The organism is Streptomyces sp. NPDC086519 (genome assembly GCF_040686075.1).
GTDB classification, from domain to species: domain Bacteria; phylum Actinomycetota; class Actinomycetes; order Streptomycetales; family Streptomycetaceae; genus Streptomyces; species Streptomyces shenzhenensis.
In genome coordinates, this window is sequence record NZ_JBFBJL010000043.1 from 64,454 (window position 1) to 82,264 (window position 17,811).

The following is a 17,811-nucleotide window of genomic DNA, read 5'->3' on the forward strand; positions in this document are numbered from 1 at the left end:
GCGCGGGCGCGATCACCCCGCACCCACCGGCACGGTGAACTCAACCCAGCAGCCCCGAGCTCTTCCACAGCCGCCGCCCCACCCCCCGAAGAACCCCGATGTCGTCCAGGAAGTCGGTCAGCCGCTTCGCCCCCGTCTGCATGACCTCCCGCCGATGCCCGCTCGCCCGCACCTGCGCCACGGCCTCCCGCCGGTCCAGCCCCACGTTCGTGTACACCTCGGGGTTGATGAACGCCACCGAGAACACCCGCGCGAACTCGCCGGAGGTGATCCGGGTGAACTCCTGCGACCACCGCGGCGCCGTCACCATCTGCCGGCGCAGCTCCTCGCGGGCGTAGCGCACATGCCGGGCCTCCTCGACCACATGGATCCGGGTGACCCCCCGCACCAGCGGCTGGATCCGCTCGTCGGGGAAGGTCAGCCGCTGCATCCAGTCCAGCACCTCCTCACCGAGCAGGGTGGCCGTGAACGACCCGGGGGTGGTGGAGATCGTCTTGAAGAGGCGGCCCAGGTGCTGGTGAGCCCGGCTCACCGGGTACCAGGGCGCGTCCCCGCGCGCTATCAGCCGCGCGAACATCTTCGAGTGCCGGCACTCGTCCTCGATCTCGGTCAGCGCGTAGCGCACGTGCGCACTCGTCGCCGCCTTGTCGTAGATGTGCCGGACCAGCAGCTGCATCAGGATCAGCTCGAACCAGATGCCCAGCGAGGCCAGTGCGGCGGCCTCGTGCTGCGACAGCAGGATCCGCTGCTCCTCGCTCATCCGCTTCCACAGCGGCGTGTCGTAGAGGGACACCAGCTCCGGCGGCCAGAACCACTTGCCGTCCTCGAAGGGCGCGTCCCAGTCCAGCTCCTTGTCCGGGTCGAAGGAGTGCTTCGCGGAGGAGACGAGCAGTCGTTCGGCCACCTGCTCGCGGTCCTTGAGCAGGCCGAGCGCGTCCCGCAGTCCGTCGACCGCGTCGGCTTCCGTCAGGGTCGTCATGGCTCCCTCACCTCGTTACCCGGGGGTACAGCGTCGTCCGCACTTATGAGACCGCTTGTCAGCAAGCCGGTCAATCCCCCGCGCGCGACTTGTTGACTCCGCGTCTACCCCGGTGTGGACGTCACGGACTTCACGGACTTCGCGGACCCGCTCAGAACCCGAGCACCGCCCGCATCACCGCGCGGGCGATCGGCGCCGCGTCCCCGCCACCGCTGATGTCCCCGCGGTCGGCCGCCGCGTCCTCGACCACCACCGCCACCGCGACCTTCGGCTCCAGGTCGTCGTTTGCCTGCGCCCAGGACACGAACCAGGCGTACGGCACCCCGGAGTTGCCGAGACCGTGCTGTGCGGTGCCGGTCTTGCCGCCGACCGTGGCACCGCGGATCGCCGCGTTCGCGCCGGTGCCCTCCCGGACCACGTCGACCATGAGCTCCCTCATGCGCATGGCCGTGGCGGGACTCATCACCTGCCGTACCGGCCCCGCACCGCCCGTGCGGACCGTCTCGCCGGTCCGCCGCACGGTCCGCTCCACGAGGTACGGCGGCCGGGCGAGCCCCCCGTCCGCGACCGCCGCCGCGACCATCGCCATCTGCAACGGGGTGGCCCGGGTGTTGTACTGCCCGATCGACGACAGGGCCAGCTGCGCCTTGTCCACGCTGGTGTCGAAGGTGCTCGGCGCGACGGTGAACGGGATGCGCAGCCGGGTGTCGTTGAAGCCGAAGGCCTGCGCCGTCGCCGTCATGTCCGCCGCCCCCACGTCCACGCCCAGCTTCGCGAAGACCGTGTTGCAGGACCACTCGAAGGCCGCGCGCAGCGAGGCGTCCGCACAGCCGTCGCCCTCGTTGGTCAGCCGGGTCGTGGTGCCCGGCAGCCGATAGGGGTCGGGGGAGTCGGTCGGCGCGTCCAGGTCGGTGACCACGCCCGCGTCGAGGGCGGCGGCCGCCGTCACCACCTTGAAGGTGGAGCCCGGCGGATACGTCTGCCGTACCGCCCGGTTGAGCATCGGCTTCTCCGGGTCGTCGTTCAGCCGCGCCCAGGCCGAGGTCGCCGCCGCGCTGTTGCCGGACAGTTCGGAGGGGTCGTACGACGGGGTGGAGACCAGGGCGAGGATCCGGCCGGTCGCCGGTTCGATCGCGGCCACCGCGCCCTTGCGCGAGCCGAGCCCCCGGTAGGCGGCCTCCTGGGCGTACCGGTTCAGGGTCGTGACGACGTTCCCGCCCGGGTTCTGCGACCGGCGGGTGTCGTTCCACAGCGGGAACGGCGCCAGCAGCGGGTCGGTCCCGGAGAGCACCGCGTCCTCGGCGTGCTCCAGGAACGTCGTGCCGTACAGCTGGGAGGCGAAGCCGGTGACCGGGGCGTACAACGGGCCCTGCGGATAGGTGCGTTCGTAGCGCAACTGCTCCCCGCTGTCCCGGGAGCCGGTGACCCTCACGCCGCCGACCAGGATGTCGCCGCGGGGGAGGCCGTAACGGGCGATCGACGCACGCCGGTTGGCGGGGTTGTCGTCGTACTCCCGGGCTTTGACGACCTGGACGCGGGCCGCGTTGACGAGGAGGGCGAACAGCAGCAGGGCGCACAGGGCGCGGGCCCGCCGGACGTACCTGGCCGTGCCGCCCTGCCGGCGGTCGTACCCGGCCCCGGCCCCGGCCCCGGCCCCGGCCGTCATGGGGCCACCCGTCCGTCGTAGTGGCGGCGGGCCGAGTCGCTCACCCGGATCAGCAGGGCCACGATCGCCCAGTTGGTGACGACCGAGGAGCCGCCCTGGGCGAGGAACGGCATCGCCATGCCGGTCAGCGGGATCAGCCCGGTCACCCCGCCCGCGATCACGAACACCTGGAGGGCGACGATCGAGGCGAGCCCGACCGCGAGGAGCCGGCCGAAGGGGTCGCGCAGGGCGAGGCCGGCCCGGTAGCCGCGCTCGACGAGCAGGCCGTAGAGGAGGAAGATCGCCGACAGTCCGGCGAGGCCGAGTTCCTCGCCCGCGGTGGCCAGGATGAAGTCCGACTTGGCGGCGAAGCCGATGAGGATGGAGTGGCCGAGGCCGAGCCCGGTGCCGAGGGTGCCGCCGGCCGCGAACGCGAAGAGGGACTGGGCGAGTTGGTTCGGACCCTGCCCGGCCTCGATCGAGGCGAACGGATGCAGCCAGTCCTCGATGCGGCCGTGCACATGCGGTTCGAGGCGGCCGACGGCCATCGCGCCGAACACGGCGAGCAGCAGGCCGACGGCGATCCAGCCGGTGCGCCCGGTGGCGACGTACAGCATCACGACGAAGAGGCCGAAGAAGAGCAGCGAGGTGCCGAGGTCGCGTTCGAGGATCAGGACGCCGACGCTCACCAGCCAGATGGTGACGATCGGGCCGAGCACCCGGCCGGTCGGGAACTGCATGAACCACAGCCGGCGGCCGGCGTACGCGAGCGCGCTGCGGTTGGCGGCCAGATACGCGGCGAAGAACACCGCGAGCAGCACCTTCGCGAACTCGCTGGGCTGGATGGAGAATCCGGCGACCCGGATCCAGATCCGGGCCCCGTTGACGGCCGGGAAAAGGATCGGCAGGAGCAGCAGGACGAGTGCGGCGGCGACGCAGAGGTACGCGTAGCGCTGAAGCACGCGGTGGTCGCGGAGCATCAGCACGACCAGGATGAACAGGCCGACGCCCAGGGTGGACCAGACGAGTTGGGCGGGGGCCGCGCGGTCGCCGGGGGTCTGAAGGTCCAGCCGGTAGATCAGGACCAGACCGAGTCCGTTGAGCAGCACGCCGATCGGCAGCGGCAGCGGGTCGGCGTACGGGGCCCGCAGGCGTACGGCGAGATGGGCGACGAGCGCGAGGACCCCGAGGCCGGCGCCGTAACCGGCGGTGCCGGGCGGGACGGTGCCGGTCCTGGCCAGGCCGACCGCGCAGTAGCCGTACACGGAGAGCAGGACGGCCAGCACGATCAGGGCGAGCTCGATGCCGCGGCGCCGGGGAAGGCGCACGTCGGCGGTGGGGGACGCGGTCGCCGCCAGGGTGGTTCCGGCCTTGGTCATGTCCGGAACTTACCCACATAGTGGGAGTTTCTGGTCCTGTTGTATCAGCGTGGCGTACGACCGTGTGGTGTGCGGTTCCCCGCCCCCTGAAGGGGCGCTCGTGCGACGCCCCCTGCTTTTGGGGGGCGCAGGGAACTGCGCGACAAGCCCCCACCCACCCGGGGCCGCGCGCACCACCCCCGCCACCCCTAGGGGAGCGTCAGCGTCGCCACGGCCCCGCCGTCCACCGCGTTGCCGAACGACAGCCGCGCCCCCAGCACCTCCGCCTGCCCCGCCGCGATCGTCAGCCCCAGCCCGTGCCCCTTCGCCCCGCCCTCCGTCCGGAACCGCTGCGGGCCGTGGGCCACCAGGTACGCGGGATAGCCGTCCCCGTGATCCCGCACGGTGACCTCCTTCCCCTCCACCGTCAGCACCACGGGCCCCCGCCCGTGCCGGTGCGCGTTGGCGACCAGGTTCCCCAGCACCCGTTCCAGCCGCCGCCGGTCGGTCTCGACCCACACGTCCCGGACGACCTTGACCTCGGTCTCCGTCCCGGACGCCCGCACCACCCGCTCGGCCAGCGTGCCCAGCGCCTCCGCGTCGCTCTCCAGCCGCTCCCGGCCCGCGTCCAGGCGGGAGATCTCCAGCAGGTCCTCGGTGAGCGTGCGCAGCGCGGCCACCCGGTCCCGCACCAGCTCCGTCGGCCGCCCCGGAGGCAGAAGTTCCGCCGCCGCGTGCAGTCCCGTCAGCGGCGTCCGCAGCTCGTGCGCCACGTCGGCCGTGAACCGCTGCTCGCTCAGCAGCTTGCTCTGCAGCGACGCGGCCATGCCGTCCAGCGCCGCGGCGACCGCGGCCACCTCGTCCTGCGGCCGGGTCGGATCCTTGGTGAGGGGGTCGTGCACCCGGGCGTCCAGGTCCCCGGCGCTGATCCGCCGGGCCACCTGCGCGGTGCCGTGCAGCCGCCGGGTCACCCGGGTCACCGCGAACGCGCCGACCAGCAGCGTCGCCCCGATGGCCGGCACCGACGACCAGAGGATGGAGCGGTCCAGGCCGGCGATGGTGCGGGCCTGCTCGGTGTAGTCGACGGCCACCGCGAGCGCCCGGTGCCGGTCGGCCGGGCCCGCCGCCCACATCCAGGGGTGACCGTCGTCCTGGGCGACCATCGTGCCGCGGTCCCCGGCCAGCGCCAGCGCCCGCAACCGCGCGGGCAGCCCCCACGGATCGAGGCGGGCGTCCCGCGGCAGCGCGGCCCCCGCCTGGTACGCGGCCGTCGCCTCCGCGAGCCGGGCCAGCGCCTGTTCGCGGGCCTCCGCGACGGTCTGGTCGGTGACCGACACATGCACCAGGACGCCGAGCAGCGCGGCCAGCGCACAGCACATCACCGTGATGAACGCGGCCGACTTCGCCGCCAGCGTCCCGGCCCAGTGGGGGAGCCTCATCGCGCGCCCGCCGACGCCGACGCCGATGCCGATGCCGACGCGGACGGGAAGCCCGCCGGCATCGGTCTGCGGGGGTGGTGCCCCTTGCCGGTGCGCAGGAACTCGTCCCGGGAGAACACCATCGCCTTCCGCTCCGGGTCCCACGCCCAGGTCGTCCGGTACTCGTAGCCGCTGATCCCGGCCGGCGACCGCACGATCACCGTCCGCCCGGCCAGCTCGACGCCGATGATCGCGTCGTCGTCGTCGAGCACCTGCACCAGCCGGTGTCGCTCGACGGTGTACACGCGCAGCGCGGTCTGGTTCGTCGGATACAGCCGGAAGCCGAGCGTCAGCTCGTCACGCCCGTCCCCGGTCAGGTCCCGGTAGTACGGCTTCAGCAGCGGACACCCGGCCCCGCCGCCCCGGGCCCGGCACTTCCGCATCCGCGTCGCGGTGTCGTGATACGCCGCCGCGGCCCCGTAGCGCGCCGGGTCGGAGCCGATCTCCGCCCGTACGACGGCCACCGGATCCACCTCGTGGATGTCGTCGCCGGGAACCGTGACGCCCTTGACCGTCTCCGCGCTGCCCCCGTCGTAGGGCCAGGCCGGGCTGGACGCCGGGCGCAGATCGGGCCAGAGCCTCGCGGGGCTGATCGCGGTCGGGGTCGCCCCTGCCCCGCGCAGCCCGCCGGAGTCGCCGCAGCCGGCCGCGGTCACCGCCAGCAGGGCGACGGCGGCCGCGGTGACGGCGGTACGGCGGACAGGACGACGGGCTGGCACGCTGCTCCTGGCTCTGGCTCTGGCTCTGGCTCTGGTTCTTCGTAACGAGTAAGGAAGTCCTCTTCGCGCCCGGGGGCGCCGGCGCAGGGGAGAGGCTACTCGGCGAGTTCCTCCAGGAGACGGGCGGTCGACAGACCGGCCCGCAGATACGCCACGAACAGCTCGTTGTGCAGCGCCCAGGGCGAGCGCCGGTCCCGCACCAGCCGGATCGCCTCCTCGGCCGTACGCCCCTGGTGCACCAGCGCCTGCGCGACCACGAGCCCGGACCGGTTGTACCCGCTGTAGCAGCGCACCAGCACCGACCGCCCCGCGTCCAGGGCCTCGCTGGCCGCCCGGGCCAGCCGCATCACCCCGGCCAGCTGGGTACCGTCCAGCGGCCCGTCCGGTATCGGCCACACATGGTGCTCGACCTGCTGGTCGGGCCCGTGCCCGGGCAGCCGCAGCAGGCTCTGCACCAGATCGAACTCGTCCCGCACCACGGCGGGCTCCAGCCGCCCCGAACGCCCCCGGAACTCATGGCCGCCCATCCACAGACCGGGCAGCACCTCGCTCCAGGGACTGTCCGGAGCCGGCACGTCGTACTGCTCCCCACGGATCCGCACCCGGCGCCTCCCCGCTGCACGCGCCAACCCCTGTCAAAGGTAGCGGGGTTCTTGCCCCTGGAGCACCCCGCCTGTTCCCATGGTCGGGGGTGATGACGCAATGAGCGGACTGCGCGTCGTGCCGACCTGGAGGCACGGTCAGGAGCGACTGTACGTATGCCTCACGGACGGAAGGAACGTCGCCTGGTACGACCGTGAGGCGGGCCGGGTCAACCTGCTCAGCGAGGAGCGGCGGGACGACGTGCTGGAGACCCTGAGGCCGTTTCTGACCGGCCCGGTCACGATCGGCCCGCCACCCGTGCCCACCCCCGCCGAACTGGCACGGCTGGCCCTGCATCCCGACGACGACCTGGCGCCCAACCGCCCCGGCGAGGCGCTGCTGGTCGCTCTCGACCGGGATCCCGGCCCGGCCCGCCGCCTGCGCCCCGATCCGCGCCGCCGCGCCCTGACCGCGGAACAGACCGTCGGCGACGCGCTGGACCGCCTGGACGGCGCGGGCTGGCACGCCCTGCACTCCGTCCCGCTGCCCGGCGGCGACCGGCTGCACCACCTGCTGATCGGGCCGGGCGGCCTGTTCTGCGTGCACTCCCTCTACGCCCGAAAACAGAAGGTCCTGGTCGCCGACCCGATGATCACACTGGGCCGCCGGGATCCCCAGCCCCTCCTGCGCCGTCTGCGGGCGGACGCCGACCGGGCCTCGTACGCCCTCACGGCGGAGGTCCGCCCGCTGCTCGCCCTGACCGAACCGGCGGACATCGCGCTGATCGCCCCGCCGCGGGAGGTCCGCATCCTCCGCGACCGGGACCTGGACACCCTGTCCCGCCTGGGCGGCGTCCTCAAGCCGGCGGACGTGGAGGCCCTGCACGCGATGGCGCGGGACCGCAACACGTGGGTGAGGGTGTAGGACCGCTTACGGCGTTGACGGCGTTGGCGTTGACGATGGTGGCGGCGCCGGCGGTGGTCGGGCGCAGGCTGCGTTCGCGGCGCCGTCAGTGTTCACGGCAGGGCCGCCGCGTGCTTCGCGTCCAGCAGCGGGGCCAGCAGATCCCCGTGGTCCTGGACGCGTGGCGCGATGTCCCCGGCCCGGAACACCAGCTGCTCCGCCGCCCCGCACTCCGTGACCTCCTCCCACGTCACCGGCGCCGACACCGTCGGCTCCCGCCGTGCCCGCACCGTGTACGGCGTGGCCGTCGTCTTCCGCCCCGCGTTCTGGCTCCAGTCCACGAACACCTTCCCCGGCCGCAGACTCCGCGTCATCCGGTGCACCACCAGCCGGGGCATCGCCCGCTCGGCCTCCACCGCCAGCCCCTTCGCGTACTCGCTCACCCGCTCGCTGGACGCCCCCCGCACCGCCGCCAGCAGATGCAGCCCCTTCGAACCGGCCGTCTTGGCGTACGCCTCGATCCCGTCCGCCGCCAGCCGCTCCCGCAGCCACAGCGCGACCTCACAGCACTGCACCACCGTCGCCGGCGCGCCGGGGTCCAGGTCGAAGACGATCCGGTCCGCCTCGTCCGGCGTCCGCACCAGCCACTGGTGCGTGTGGAACTCGGCGACCAGGTTCGCCGCCCACATCAGGCTCGCCAGGTCCTGCACCAGCACCATCCGGGCCGCCCCCTCCGACCGGCGCACCTCGGCGGTCGTGACCCAGTCGGGCGTACCCGGCGGCACGTTCTTGGCGAAGAACACCTGGCCGTCAGGACCGTCCGGGTACCGGAGGAACGAGACCGGCCGGTCTCGCAGATGCGGCAGCAGGACCCCGGCCGTCGTCGCGTAGTAGTGCAGCAGCTCGCCCTTGGTGAACCCGGTCGCCGGATACAGCACCTTCTCCAGATTGCTGAGGACGACCCTTCGCCCGTCCACCTCCGTGATCGGCGTCATAGGATGACAATCTCACACAAAGACATGTGAACCGGACGGAGGGCAGCCGCAAGTGCGATCCATCTGGAACGGCGCGATCTCCTTCGGTCTCGTCACCATCCCGATCAAACTGGTGAACGCCACGGAGAGCCACTCGATCTCCTTCCGCCAGGTCCACACCGAGGACAACGGGCGCATCCGCTACCGCAAGTTCTGCGAGCTGGAGGACCGCGAGGTCACCCAGTCGGAGATCGGCAAGGGGTACGAGGACGCCGACGGCTCGATCATCCCGGTCACCGACGACGATCTCTCCCACCTGCCCATCCCCACCGCCCGCACGATCGAGATCGTCGCGTTCGTACCGGCCGACCGGATCGACCCGCTCCAGATGGACGCGGCGTACTACCTGGCGGCCTCCGGCGCCCCCGCGGCAAAGCCGTACACCCTTCTGCGCGAGGCCCTGAAGCGCAGCAACAAGGTGGCCATCGCGAAGTACGCGCTGCGCGGCCGGGAGCGCCTCGGCATGCTCCGGGTGGTCGGCGACGCCATCGCCATGCACGGCCTGCTCTGGCCGGACGAGGTCCGCGCGCCCGAGGGCGTCGCCCCCGACGTCGACGTCACCGTCCGCGACAAGGAACTCGACCTCGCGGATGCCCTGATGGACACCCTCGGCGAGGTCGACCTGAAGGACCTGCATGACGAGTACCGGGAGGCCCTGGAAGAGGTCATCGCCGCGAAGGCGGCCGGCGAGGCCCCGCCGGAGGCCCCGGCCCCGGCGGCGGGCGGCAAGGTCCTCGACCTGATGGCGGCCCTGGAGAAGAGCGTGCGGGCGGCGAGGGAGTCGAGAGGCGAGGAGGCGGAGGTCACCCCGCTGCCGAGCAAGAAGTCGACGGCCGGGGCGAAGAAGACCACGGCCAGGAAGTCGCCGGCCGCGAAGAAGACGGCGGCGAAGAAGTCGACGACGGCCGAGAAGGCGACGGCCGAGAAGGCGACGGCCGAGAGGGCCACGGCCAAGAAGTCGACCGCGAAGAAGGCGCAGGCCAGGAAGGCGCAGACCAGGAAGACGCCGGCCAGGAAGACGGCTTCGTCACGCAACCGCTCCGCATGAAAACGCCCGTCAGGCACCGGACTTGCCGGCCCACCGCCAGCTCCGCTTCTTGCGTGCCGATCGGTTTCTGAGCCCCGCCCCCGGCGCCTTCACCTGTGCATCGCCGGGCAGTGGCCGATCCGCGGCACGCCCTCATCCCTGTCTCCGTCGGGCCGGTTATCGCGGATCGAAATAGTGCATATTTCAACAAATCGGTGGATATGACCAGAGGGTGGCGCAATGCTGGATGGCAGGGGGAGCCCCCGCCGCACGGCGGGCGGACACACACCCGGACAGCATGTCCCCACCTGCGAAGGCATTGTCATGCGTGCACTGAATTTCCACCTGCCCCAGACCCGGGCACGCGCCCCCGTGACGGAGGACCGAAGGCTCGCCGGTAGGGCCGGGGCCGCCTCGGCCCCGCTGGAGGGGAGGCATGCCCCCGGCGCGGCCCCCCTGTTGTCCGCCGCCGACTGCGGACTGCTCCTGCTCAGGCTGACCTTCGGACTGCTGATGGCGGGCCACGGGGCGCAGAAGCTCTTCGGAGTCTTCGGAGGATCGGGCCTCGCGGCCACCGGCAGGGGCTTCGATGCCCTCGGCTACCACCCGGGCAAGGTCTTCGCCCTGATCGGAGGCCTCTCCGAACTCTGCGGGGGCCTCGGTCTGGCGGTCGGACTGCTCACCCCGCTGGCGGCCGCTGCCGTCATCGGCGTGATGATCAACGCCATGGTGACCGTGAGTGGTGCCCACGGCCTGTGGAGCCAGGACGGCGGAGTCGAGTACAACGTCGCGATCTGCGTCGTGGCCCTCGCTCTCACCGCCATCGGCCCGGGCCGGCCGGCCCTCGACCGGTTCTTCCCCTGGCGCTCGGGCGGCTGGCTCGCGGCCGCCGTCGCGCTCGGCCTGGGCGGCCTCGGTGCCGCGCTCGCACTCAACGTCTGACCTGCTCAGAGCATCGCCTGGCGGGCTCGGGCCGCCTCGATGTCCGGGACGTGCTCTTCGGCCCAGAGCCGTACGGCGCGGAGCGGGACGAGCAGCGAGCGGCCCAGCGGTGTCAGCGCGTACTCGACGCGGGGCGGGTTCTCGTCGTACTCGTGGCGGCTGATCAAACCGTCGGCCTCCAGGGAGCGCAGGGTCTCGGTCAGGACCTTCGGGGTGATGCCCTGGATGTGCGCCTTCAGTTCGGTGAAGCGGCGAGGCCCGTCGTCGAGGGCGTTGACGACGAACACGGTCCAGCGGGCGCCGATACGGTGCAGCACCGTGCGGCTCGGGCAGGTCGCTGCCATCACGTTGTACGCCTTGCCCATCGCTGCTCCCAGTTCCGTTGAAGATACCGGTATCAAATCCATACCGTTGAGCTCGATCCTACGAGAGGGAGTGAGACGCATGGAGCGGATCCTGGTCATCGGCGGTGCACGGGCGCTGGGCGCGGCCGTCGCGAGGCGTGCGGTGAAGGACGGGTACGACGTTGTCGTCGGTGCCCGCGATCTGGCCGCGGCCGACGTGCTGGCGCGCGAGATCGGCGCCACCGCGGTGCGGGTCGATCTGCAGGACGAGTCGACGCTCGCGGCCGCGGCGGAGCGGCTGAAGGACGGAGTCGACCACATCGTGACGACCGGTTCGGCGCCGCACGATGTCCGCGCGACCGAGCTGGACCGCGACAAGCTGCTGGCCGCGTTCACGGCGAAGGTGGTCGGCCCGATGCTGGTCGCCAAGCACTTCGCGCCGGTACTGCGGCCGACCGGGTCGATGGTGCTGTTCTCCGGTGTGGTCGCCTGGCGCCCTGGCCCGGGATCACTCGTCAAGGGGGTCACGAACGGTGCGGTCGAGTACGCGGCGCGGCACCTGGCGGCGGATCTGGCGCCGGTACGGGTCAATGCCGTCTCGCCCGGTGTCGTGGACTCGGGCGCATGGGATCGCCTGGGTGACAACAAGGCCGGCTTGTTGAGCAAGAGCGCGGCCGGGACCCTCGTCGGACGCCACGGGGAGGCCGATGACATTGTCGACGCGGTGATGTGGCTCCTTGGCGCGGGTTTCGTCTCCGGCGAGACGATCCACGTCGAGGGCGGCGCCCGCCACAAGTCCGCCTGAGGGCGAGGCCCTGTCGTTCGGTGCATCCCCTCCCGCGTCGCGGGGCTCGGCACGCACTTCCCTGGAGGGGCCCAGCGGCGTTGTCGTCACCCGCCGCCTCGCAGCCGCACGCACCAAGTCCCGCTCGGGTCGGTCGAAAGGCGAAGCAGCACCTCATAGCCGGCCTGATCCGAACGACAGGGCCCAGCTGTATCGATCACGAGCGTTGTTCGATGACGCGGGCCGGTGTTGATCGTGGCGAAGGCTCCGCGTGTGGTGGAGGTGTCGAATCTTCACCGCGCGGGCCCGGCACGTATCGGTCCGGTCCTGGGCTTGCCCGCCTCCGTCGGGCGAGGCGAACCGTAGATTCACGGGGACCACCACAGAGATCGGTGAGACTGCCTCGACGCCTCCCTCCGCCTCCTCGGTACCCACCCGTCGTCGCCCGGGGGAGAGCCCGCACTCCTGCGTCCACCGCATGATCTCGTGGTAGCGCACAGATCAGGGAACTCGTCGGCCACCGTAGACTCTTTGTCCGTCTTTTGATCCCCTTCCCCGGTGGCCGGCAGGCAGCCTGGTCACGGCGACGCGGACGCTGTGGCGGACTTGCCCTTCTCGCTCACCGCGTACACAGCTCCGTAGCCGCTGATATAAGCCACATCGCCGGCAACCGCCGGAGAGGAGGCGGAGTTGGTGCCGCCCTTGCCCATGGCGGACTTCCATCGCTTGCGGCCGCTCTTGGCGTCCACCGCGAACAAGTGGCCGTCCACGCCGAGGTAGATCAGCCCTGCGGCGGCCGTGAGAGCGGCGGAGGCGATGCCGGAGTCGAAGGCCGTCTTCCAGCGTTGACGGCCGGTGGCGGCGTCCACGCCGTACAGGTCACCGTGGTCGCCCGTCCCCGCGCAGACGATGCCGCCGGACACAGCCGCTGAGGCCCGCACCGGGGCGTCCGCCGCGAATGCCCACCGCTTGCGCCCGGTCGCCGCGTCGAGCGCGTAAAGATGGTGATCGTCGCTGCCGACGAAGACGATGCCACCGGACACCACGGGGGAGCCGCTGACCTGGTCCCCGGTGCGGAAGACCCAGCGCCGACGGCCCGAGGCGGCATCCAGCGCGTACACGTTGTGGTCGAAGCTGCCGACGAAGACGACGCCCGTGGACACGCACGGCGACGACCGGATGACACTGCCGGCCTTGAAACGCCAGCGCAGACTGCCGTCGCGGGCGTCGAACGCGTAGACGTAGCCGAAGAAGCCCGCGGCGCTCATCGCGGCGCTGGTGGCGTACAGCACTCCGTCCACGACCCGCGGCGGCGCCGGGGTCTCCATGCTGCCCTGGAGCCGGGTGGTCCAGTCGCGGCGCCCGGTGGCCGCGTCCAGCGCGTACAGGTAGTTGTTGTCGTCGGCCACGTAGACCGTGCCGCCTGACACGACCGGTGACCCTGTCCGTCCCTGGGTGCGGAACGACCAGCGCCGCCGTCCCGTGCCGGCGTCGAGCGCGTACAGGTGGTCCCGGGAGCCGGCGTCCTGGGCGCCGACGTAGACGATGCCCCCGGAGACCGCCGGGGAGGAGTCATCCACGAAGAACTCGTCCATCCCCCCGGTGAAGACCCACCGCTGCTCGGAGTCGGCCATGAACGCGTCCGGAAACATGTCCTCGACGGCCCCGCCCAGCCACTTCAGCGCCCTCCACCCGCCATATCCGAGCCCGCCCACGACTGCCGTTCCGCCCAGGCCCACCACCGTCCGTCGTGCCCAGTCGGCCGCGCCCGCCGCCTGCGCGGCGGGTTCTGCGGCAGCTCCCGCAACGGCGGCGGACTCATTCGTGCGGGCCCGCGACGGTGCCTGCTTCGGCCCGGGGACCTTGCCCGCGTCCGGGGAGCGGGGGGCCGCTCGGCGGCCGCCCTCACCGGGCGTCTGAGGCGCCTGGGGCGGCCGGGGTGTGGTCCGCGTAGTGGCCGCCCCGGCCTCACCACCGGCATCCGGGCTCGGCGATCGCCGCGTCCGCCGGGCCGCGGGATCGGGCTCGGTCGGTGGATGGGGTATCTCGGCGCGGCGGGTGACGAGGCCCGCGACGGCGGCGGGCAGCCACCCCGCCGTGTCGGCGGACCAGTTCGACCCCGCCGGCACGGTCTCCTCCAGCAGCCCGAGAAGTTCACCGACCTCGAGTCGGTGCCGGGGCTCTTTCTGGAGGCAGCCCGCAACCACCCCACGCAGCGACTCGGGAACCCGGTCCAACTGCGGTTCCTCGTTCACGATGCGGTACATCACCCGGTGTGTGGGCCCCTCGCCGAACGGCCCCACCCCTGTCACCGCGTACGTCACCACGCCGCCCAACGCGAACACGTCCGTCGCCGGACCCACCGGGTGATCCGTCGTCAGCTGCTCCGGTGACATGAAGGCGGGCGTGCCCACCGCCACCCCCGTTGTGGTCAACGCGCTGGCGTCGCTCATGACCGAGATGCCGAAGTCGATGACACGCGGCCCGTCCGCGGCCAGGAGCACATTGGACGGCTTCAGATCCCTGTGGACCACCCCGGCGCGATGGATGGCCTCCAGCGCCTCGGCCAGCCCCGCAGCCAGCCTCCACACCGACATCGCCGGCAGCGGACCGGCCTCGGCCACCGCGTCGTTCAGCGAGACCCCGGGGACGTACGCCGTCGCCAGCCATGGCGTCGTCGCCTCGGTGTCGGCGTCCACCACCGCGGCGGTGAACACCCCGCTCACCGCACGGGCCGCGGCCACCTCACGCGCGAACCGGCGCCGGAACTGCCCATTCCGCACGACGTCGGGCCGAATCACCTTCACAGCCACCGGCCGTCCACCACGCGACACGGCCAGGTACACCCGCCCCATGCCCCCCGCGCCCAGCAACGCAACGGTCCGGTAGGGCCCCACCTGCTCGGGATCTTCGGCCTCCAACTGCCCGAAGCCCTCTGCCCGGCCCACTGGCGCCTCCCGACTCCTCGACTCCCCGTAATGCCTTTCCCGTCATGCCCACAACAGTCAGGTCGTCCCGTCGGCCCGCACGGTTCCGCACTCCGCGAACCAGGCCCCGGCCAGGCGGCGTCGGGACCGCGGGCGGCGGGGCATCACACGGCGAGGCCGAGCGACCACCGCAGTCCGAGGGCGGCAACACCCTTTCAGCTGTTGTCACTTGGACGGCCAGTCCCGACGGGCACCACGCTCGGCGGGGCGGCACGGAGGAACTCGGCCACCGCCGTGTTGACGACCGTCACGACAGCGACGGCACCCGCCGCGACGGGATGACCCACGCCGTACAGAGCGGCGGCACCACCGCCGAGCACCAGCGCCTTCACCATCAGGACCAGCGGAAGCCGCGGCCGCAGCCGAGCCCGGGGCGCGGCGAACAACCCCCAGACCGCGCAGGCCAGCAGCGGCGTTCCCACGCCGAGCAGGATGCGCAGAGCACCTTGATGCCCCGCACCGAATCCCCACCAGCTCAGAAAGCCCAGCGCCGCAAGCTCAAGCAAGAACGCCAGCACCTCGTTGGCGCCGTACCAGGGCCGCGCCCCGAACCCGGCCATACCACCGGTGTCCCCCGCCATCCGATCCTCCCCGTCACTCCGGCACGCCCAGCATGGCACGGCAGAGGCCATGGCGTGGACGGAGCGCAACGCTTGAACAGGACCGGACCGGGTGCTGGCGGAACCAGGCAGGACTCCGCCGGTCTCCCTGTGACCTGCGGAGATTCTCCGCTTGCGGCGATGCCGGCGCCTCTGCCCCATCTGGATCTGCCGGCTCGACAGCTGGGCGCGGTGATCGAGGGCGGGTGCCACCCGTGGGCGGCCCGTGATCACGACCGGTCGGCGCCGTGTGGGGAAGTCCCGCCTGGTCCAGGAGTTCTGTGCTCGGTCCCGGGTTCCGTATGCGGTCTTCCAGGCGCCCCGGGGTCCAACGCGACGGCCGAGCGGGCGGACTTCACTGGGGCGATCGCCCAGTCCGCCCTACCGGAGCCGGAGTTGGTGGCCGGGCTGCAGACCGCGGATGGGAATCAGGCGCTGCGCTCACCGGTCGTCGCGGTTCCGGACGACACCCCGAGTATCGCGGTGATCGACGAGGTGCCGTGGCTGGTTGAGCAGGACGCGGAGTGAACGCGGGCTTGCGCAGAAGCGCGCGGAGCACGGAGTCGGATGCCGCTGGACCAGGCGGCGGATGACCATAGGCGAGACGGAGGCGTCGTTCAGGTACTCCCGGAGCTGCGTCAGGTAGGTGGGGGTGCGGGCCAGAGCGGGACCGGCGAACAGCGCGTCGAGACGGCCGAAGCCGACGGAGGGGCAGATGCCGGTCTGGACTGCCTACACGCGCGGGACCTCACTCGAAGCCGACGCCATTGGTGGGGAATTACACGACCCCGAGGCCTTCTGACCCTTCTGCGGTTGGTGATGCGCATGAGAATCGCTCCGGTCGGCTCAGCTGATAAGACCTGGCTTGCACCCCGTCCCGTGCCTCAGAATTCTCGGCGTGACAGACACGGGACCCACTGAAGAAGAGACGCCGGACGGGTTGCTGGGCTGGTGCCTCGTGGCGAACGTGGCGCGAGAAACCGCGCACGGCGAGAGCGACCTCGACATCCAGCACGGCACGAAGCACTTCCGCGCAGGCGCCCTCCTGTGGATACCGCCCGTCCGCTGGGACCCGGGCCACGGTCGCTGGCACGCGGTGGGCCGGCACCGAGGCAACGGCCGTCGGTACGTCAACATGGTCGTGCGCGCGGACGACCTGGAGAACTTCCGGGTCAAGGGTGTCTACAGCGAGGCTCTGGTGCGCAGCCTCAACGGTTACGACCACGACCCGGCCGCCCCGCGGACCTTGCAGAACCCGTGGACCCGCGAGCGGGCCCAGGACTGGGCGGACGCCCGGAACCACTTCCGGGAGCCTGTCTTCATCGAAGGCCACCCCTACGCCCACCCGCGGATCTCCGTTCCCAACCCTCCGCCGGCAGAGATCCAGATCGACGGTGAAACCCTGCACCTCGCCCACTTCGGCACCAGGGGAGCCCACTACAGCCGCATGCCCCCTCCCGTGGAATGGACCCCCGAGCGCTGAGAGGGCCCCGAAGGTGTGCGAGCGGGGAAGTGACGCCGCTGGTGAGGATCAAGAGACGCTCCACGGGCGCCGTCGCACCTTCGTTGGAATGGCGGCAACGTCGATGGGAGAGCGCAGGGGTCTTGTGGAATTGCACGCCCTCCCGGTGTGGTCACAGTGGACCTGAAGACCGACTTCACCCAGTCGCTCGATGCGGCGATCAATCAGTACACAGTCCACAGACCCCGTCCGTCCTAGGGCCGTCCAGCGCTGTACACGCCTGTACATACACGAAGACCCCGTCCTCAGCGTTTTCGCTGGTGACGGGGTCTTTGGGCACCTCATATTGGGCGATCCCGGCGGGGGACGCGGAACATGGGGGCGCACGGAGCCATGGGCCGGGGCTGGTGAGCTGGTGATCCAGATGGACGTCCCGGTGAATCGAGCGGGCAGGTAGACGTTCAGCGCTCCGGCCGCCGCGTGTGGAGCCACCCCTCGCGATCCTCTGCCGCTCCCCGGTGCTGCCGGCCGAGCCACCGGGTGGTGAAGCGTGACCCAACCCCCGCGCCACCTCACTTGTCCACACCGTCACCCTGCAGTGGAGGTGGGGATCGAAGTCCTCGAACTGGTCGATTCGGTCACCACCGGCGGCTCACGCGGGGCGAGCCAGCGACTGATGTTCGTCGGCGTTGTCGTTGGCGGGTCGGGCCACTCGGCTTGATGGGAATACAGATCGCGGGTAGCCAAGTCCGGGCGAACCAGCGGGCCCTGGTTGAAGCGGCGCCAGTGCAAGCTGACGGGATATCGGCCGGTGATCGGTGCCGTGAAGAGAAGGCGCGGGCTCGCTCCTCCCGCCCTGTGTCTGGTCTGCGTTGCCAAGTCGCCCTCCGATGGCCTTAGTTATATGAAAATATGATCGTCATGCGGACTGGTCATGGAATTCAGCCGATCGATGGGATCGACGCAGA

General features: G+C 71.5%; 16 protein-coding genes. 6 read left to right on the plus strand and 10 right to left on the minus strand.

What is annotated here, in order from left to right; translation table 11 throughout:
- Positions 1-40 precede the first annotated feature (40 nt).
- The 6 genes from AB0P24_RS32580 to AB0P24_RS32605 all read right to left on the minus strand — a co-directional run bounded on the left by AB0P24_RS32580 (position 41) and on the right by AB0P24_RS32605 (position 6,781).
- Positions 41-979: a diiron oxygenase gene (locus tag AB0P24_RS32580; RefSeq protein ID WP_365800313.1), complete on the minus strand. Its 939-nt coding sequence runs from the start codon at positions 977-979 to the stop codon at positions 41-43.
- Positions 980-1,130: 151 nt separating this feature from the next.
- Complete coding sequence (locus AB0P24_RS32585; protein ID WP_365800315.1) at positions 1,131-2,645, minus strand: penicillin-binding transpeptidase domain-containing protein; 1,515 nt, start codon at positions 2,643-2,645, stop codon at positions 1,131-1,133.
- Complete coding sequence (locus AB0P24_RS32590; RefSeq protein WP_365800317.1) at positions 2,642-4,003, minus strand: FtsW/RodA/SpoVE family cell cycle protein; 1,362 nt, start codon at positions 4,001-4,003, stop codon at positions 2,642-2,644. The genes AB0P24_RS32585 and AB0P24_RS32590 overlap by 4 nt, the downstream gene beginning before the upstream one ends.
- Positions 4,004-4,191: 188 nt before the next feature.
- On the minus strand, positions 4,192-5,421 hold the full coding sequence (locus AB0P24_RS32595) for a HAMP domain-containing sensor histidine kinase (protein ID WP_365800319.1): 1,230 nt from the start codon (positions 5,419-5,421) through the stop codon (positions 4,192-4,194).
- Entirely contained in the window at positions 5,418-6,179 is a 762-nt protein-coding gene (locus AB0P24_RS32600) for a hypothetical protein (protein ID WP_365800321.1), read from the minus strand. Before AB0P24_RS32600 ends, AB0P24_RS32595 begins: the two co-directional genes overlap by 4 nt.
- A 95-nt stretch (positions 6,180-6,274) precedes the next feature.
- Positions 6,275-6,781 carry a protein phosphatase gene (locus AB0P24_RS32605; RefSeq protein ID WP_365800323.1) on the minus strand — a complete coding sequence of 169 codons (507 nt, stop codon included), beginning with the start codon at positions 6,779-6,781 and terminating at the stop codon, positions 6,275-6,277.
- 100 nt (positions 6,782-6,881) lie between these two features.
- Here AB0P24_RS32605 and AB0P24_RS32610 point away from each other — a divergent pair, with 100 nt between their 5' ends.
- Positions 6,882-7,685 (plus strand): nuclease-related domain-containing protein, encoded by an 804-nt coding sequence (locus tag AB0P24_RS32610; protein WP_365800325.1) that lies wholly within the window; start codon positions 6,882-6,884, stop codon positions 7,683-7,685.
- A 92-nt stretch (positions 7,686-7,777) separates the two neighbouring features.
- Here AB0P24_RS32610 and ligD read toward each other — a convergent pair whose 3' ends face one another.
- Positions 7,778-8,659: a non-homologous end-joining DNA ligase gene (gene ligD, locus AB0P24_RS32615; RefSeq protein WP_365800327.1), complete on the minus strand. Its 882-nt coding sequence runs from the start codon at positions 8,657-8,659 to the stop codon at positions 7,778-7,780.
- Positions 8,660-8,711: 52 nt separating this feature from the next.
- Between ligD and AB0P24_RS32620 the strand changes: the two genes are divergently transcribed.
- On the plus strand, positions 8,712-9,746 hold the full coding sequence (locus AB0P24_RS32620; protein ID WP_365800329.1) for a Ku protein: 1,035 nt from the start codon (positions 8,712-8,714) through the stop codon (positions 9,744-9,746).
- 435 nt (positions 9,747-10,181) lie between these two features.
- The gene (locus tag AB0P24_RS32625; RefSeq protein ID WP_365800356.1) at positions 10,182-10,667 is read left to right on the plus strand and encodes a DoxX family protein; all 486 of its coding nucleotides are present in this window, start codon (positions 10,182-10,184) and stop codon (positions 10,665-10,667) included.
- A gap of 5 nt (positions 10,668-10,672) precedes the next feature.
- Here the strand turns inward: AB0P24_RS32625 and AB0P24_RS32630 are convergent, their stop codons facing one another.
- Positions 10,673-11,032 (minus strand): helix-turn-helix domain-containing protein, encoded by a 360-nt coding sequence (locus AB0P24_RS32630; protein ID WP_365800331.1) that lies wholly within the window; start codon positions 11,030-11,032, stop codon positions 10,673-10,675.
- A 79-nt stretch (positions 11,033-11,111) separates the two neighbouring features.
- Here AB0P24_RS32630 and AB0P24_RS32635 point away from each other — a divergent pair, with 79 nt between their 5' ends.
- Positions 11,112-11,816 carry an SDR family oxidoreductase gene (locus AB0P24_RS32635; protein ID WP_365800333.1) on the plus strand — a complete coding sequence of 235 codons (705 nt, stop codon included), beginning with the start codon at positions 11,112-11,114 and terminating at the stop codon, positions 11,814-11,816.
- Between the two features lie 557 nt (positions 11,817-12,373).
- On the opposite strand, the gene AB0P24_RS32640 is transcribed toward AB0P24_RS32635, so the two are convergent.
- Both AB0P24_RS32640 and AB0P24_RS32645 read right to left on the minus strand, forming a co-directional pair.
- A complete protein-coding gene (locus AB0P24_RS32640) occupies positions 12,374-14,743 on the minus strand; it encodes a PQQ-binding-like beta-propeller repeat protein (protein ID WP_365800335.1) in 2,370 nt (789 codons plus the stop codon).
- 194 nt (positions 14,744-14,937) lie between these two features.
- Positions 14,938-15,342, minus strand: coding sequence for a YrdB family protein (locus AB0P24_RS32645; protein ID WP_365800358.1), 405 nt, complete (start codon positions 15,340-15,342; stop codon positions 14,938-14,940).
- 438 nt (positions 15,343-15,780) lie between these two features.
- Between AB0P24_RS32645 and AB0P24_RS32650 the strand changes: the two genes are divergently transcribed.
- On the plus strand, positions 15,781-15,909 hold the full coding sequence (locus AB0P24_RS32650; RefSeq protein WP_365800337.1) for a hypothetical protein: 129 nt from the start codon (positions 15,781-15,783) through the stop codon (positions 15,907-15,909).
- Positions 15,910-16,279: 370 nt separating this feature from the next.
- A complete protein-coding gene (locus AB0P24_RS32655) occupies positions 16,280-16,864 on the plus strand; it encodes a hypothetical protein (RefSeq protein WP_365800339.1) in 585 nt (194 codons plus the stop codon).
- The last annotated feature ends 947 nt before the right edge of the window (positions 16,865-17,811 follow it).

Coding starts and splice junctions, on each gene's coding strand:
- AB0P24_RS32580 (WP_365800313.1), bottom strand. CDS start 979: ATGACGACCCTGACGGAAGCCGACGCGGTCGACGGACTGCGGGACGCG.
- AB0P24_RS32585 (WP_365800315.1), bottom strand. CDS start 2,645: ATGACGGCCGGGGCCGGGGCCGGGGCCGGGGCCGGGTACGACCGCCGG.
- AB0P24_RS32590 (WP_365800317.1), bottom strand. CDS start 4,003: ATGACCAAGGCCGGAACCACCCTGGCGGCGACCGCGTCCCCCACCGCC.
- AB0P24_RS32595 (WP_365800319.1), bottom strand. CDS start 5,421: ATGAGGCTCCCCCACTGGGCCGGGACGCTGGCGGCGAAGTCGGCCGCG.
- AB0P24_RS32610 (WP_365800325.1), top strand. CDS start 6,882: ATGAGCGGACTGCGCGTCGTGCCGACCTGGAGGCACGGTCAGGAGCGA.
- ligD (WP_365800327.1), bottom strand. CDS start 8,659: ATGACGCCGATCACGGAGGTGGACGGGCGAAGGGTCGTCCTCAGCAAT.
- AB0P24_RS32630 (WP_365800331.1), bottom strand. CDS start 11,032: ATGGGCAAGGCGTACAACGTGATGGCAGCGACCTGCCCGAGCCGCACG.
- AB0P24_RS32635 (WP_365800333.1), top strand. CDS start 11,112: ATGGAGCGGATCCTGGTCATCGGCGGTGCACGGGCGCTGGGCGCGGCC.
- AB0P24_RS32645 (WP_365800358.1), bottom strand. CDS start 15,342: ATGGCCGGGTTCGGGGCGCGGCCCTGGTACGGCGCCAACGAGGTGCTG.